The sequence below is a fragment of the Polaromonas sp. P3_B1 genome (assembly GCF_056402935.1).
Genome location: NZ_JBFUGK010000083.1, coordinates 1 through 1117, shown reverse-complemented (window position 1 = coordinate 1117; position 1117 = coordinate 1). Strand labels below are relative to the sequence as shown.

Below are 1117 nucleotides of genomic sequence, written 5' to 3'. Positions count from 1 at the left end.
TCCCCCAGCGGGGGAAGGAGTAAAAACCCCGCCCTCCAAAACCCCCAATGCCCTCATAATTTCCCTGTCTACTAAAGGACTACAAATGCCAGCGCAGGCCCCACCCGCGCGGCAATGACAACAACACCATTTCCTTGGAGGGAAAAAACCATGATGAGTTTGGGATTGAAGGCGCTCGCCGCCAGGCTGGCCCTGGGCATGTTTGTTTTGTTCGCGGGCGGCCAGGCCATGGCTGCGGGCTCGCTGGCCATCGATTCGCTGCAGGGCGAAAAATACGGCTTCTCGTTCAACCACCCCAGCACCGACCAGGCCGACGCGCGCGCCATGCGCGAATGCGGCAGCGACTGCGCCATCGTGCTGCGCTTTGGCGGCGGCCAATGCGGCGCCTATGCCGCCGACCAGGCCAAGGGCTCCAACGCCTACGGCTGGGGCACGGCCGCCAACAGTTCCAACGCCCAGGCGCGCGCCATGTCTGAATGCCGCGAAAAAGGCGGCTCCAGCTGCAAGGTGCGCTCCTGGGGTTGCGATGGCACCAAGACCTCGGTCGAGGCCGCGCCCACGCTCCCGGCCAACAACAGCAACAGCAGTAGCAACCACAAGCCGGCGGCCAGTGGCGGCTTCGCCATGCTGGGCGAATGGCTGGTCGATTACGTCTCGCCCACCGGCTACACCGCCAACGGCAGCCTGCGCGTGACCCAGAGCACGGGCAACAACAGCTACCGCGGCGTGCTGGTGCTGGCTTTCGTCAACAGCGAAGGCGTGGCCAAACGCGTGCAGCAGGATGTGGCGGTTACGGTGCAGGGCAACACCGTGGTCGTCAATGGCAGCAACCCGGTCTACCTGCAGGGTACGGGCGTCTACAACGCCGACAACTACACGCTGAACATTGCCAGCTCGAATTTGATGCGCGGCAATAACTCGGATTCCAAGGGCGTGGGTGGCGCAGTGGTCATCAGTAGAAAGTAGGCGTTTAAGTACTGTCCCCGTTTCACTCCCTCCCCCGCTGGGGGAGGGTGGGGKGGGGSCCAACCGGCCTCCGCACAGGCGCAGCGCAACATCAAGCACCGCCGGCCCCCATCCCAGCCTTCCCCCAGCGGGGGAAGGAGTAAATACGGCT

General features: G+C 64.0%; 1 protein-coding gene. It reads left to right on the top strand.

The window, feature by feature from the left end; all coding sequences use genetic code 11:
- The first annotated feature begins 150 nt into the window (after positions 1 to 150).
- Entirely contained in the window at positions 151 to 966 is an 816-nt protein-coding gene (locus tag AC1DXS_RS24690) for a DUF4189 domain-containing protein (RefSeq protein WP_477740082.1), read from the top strand.
- Positions 967 to 1117 lie beyond the last annotated feature (151 nt).

Coding starts and splice junctions, on each gene's coding strand:
- AC1DXS_RS24690 (WP_477740082.1), top strand. CDS start 151: ATGATGAGTTTGGGATTGAAGGCGCTCGCCGCCAGGCTGGCCCTGGGC.